General features: G+C 54.2%; 1 protein-coding gene. It reads left to right on the top strand.

Annotated features, from left to right (window positions below; translation table 11 throughout):
• The first annotated feature begins 67 nt into the window (after positions 1–67).
• A protein-coding gene (locus tag QC815_RS17290; RefSeq protein WP_310541270.1) for an IS3 family transposase occupies positions 68–1,230 on the top strand; the annotation gives its coding sequence in 2 pieces (ribosomal slippage) (positions 68–323 and positions 323–1,230; 1,164 coding nt in all).
• Positions 1,231–1,238 lie beyond the last annotated feature (8 nt).

Below are 1,238 nucleotides of genomic sequence, written 5' to 3'. Positions count from 1 at the left end.
TGTAGTGGTTCAATAATTCCGGACACCAACGTAGGTGGTAAGATCGCCACCATAAACGAGGTGTCTGATGACCAGAAAACGACGTTCCTTTACGCCTGAGTTCAAGCAGGAAGCAGCCAGCCTTGTGCTGGATCAAGGCTACACCATCCCCCAGGCGAGTACCTCTCTGGGTGTTGGGGAAAGCGCCGTCCGTCGCTGGGTTCAACAGCTGACGGAAGAGCGTGGGGGCATTACCCCGAAGAGCAGAGCCTTGACCCCTGAACAGCGCCGAATCCAGGAGCTGGAAGCCCGCTGCAAGCGGCTTGAAATGGAGAAAGACATACTAAAAAAGGCTACCGCTCTCTTGATGTCGGACGACATGAATCGTACGCGCTGATAGACCAGTTGAGTGAGCAAATGCCTGTTGAAATGGTCTGCAATGCGTTCGATATCAGCCGTTCCAGCTATTACGAGAACCGCCAACGACGGAACCATATAGACGTTGAGCGTCTAGCTCTGAAGGCCCAGGTAAGCCGCCTTTTTACTAAGAGCCGCAGCTCTGCTGGCAGCAGGACGATCAAAGGCATGCTCAACGATGACGGCGTGATTATTGGCCGCTTCAAGGTTCGACAGTTGATGAGTGAGCTAGGGCTAATCTGTAAGCAGCCAGGCCCTCACGCTTATAAGCAGGCTACCATTGAACGACCGGATATCCCGAACCATCTGAACCGGGAGTTTGCTGTAAAACGGCCTAATCAGGTCTGGTGCGGTGACATCACCTACATTTGGAGTGGCCAGCGGTGGAGTTACCTGGCCGTTGTGCTGGACCTATATGCTCGACGTGTTGTTGGCTGGGCGATGTCATCCAGCCCGGACGCCGATCTGGTCGTCAAAGCTCTGGACCACGCCTGGGAACAGCGCGGCCAACCAGAAAAAGTCATGTTTCACTCGGACCAGGGAAGCCAGTACGCCAGCCGTAAGTTCCGTCAGAGGCTCTGGCGCTATCGAATGACACAAAGCATGAGTCGGCGTGGCAATTGCTGGGACAATGCGCCGATGGAGAGGCTGTTCCGGAGTCTGAAATCTGAGTGGGTACCGGCCTTGGGATACCGAAGTCTGTCTGAGGCCCAAAAAGATGTTGGGGGCTATCTGATGGACTACTACAACCGGAAAAGACCTCATGCATTCAACGATGGCATTTCGCCCGTTGCCGCTGAGGAAAACCTTAAGATACTGTCCGGGATTAGTTGACCACTACA

Source organism: Vreelandella gomseomensis (assembly GCF_031451645.1).
Taxonomy (GTDB): Bacteria; Pseudomonadota; Gammaproteobacteria; order Pseudomonadales; family Halomonadaceae; genus Vreelandella; species Vreelandella gomseomensis.
This window is presented reverse-complemented; position numbering and strand designations above follow the sequence as displayed.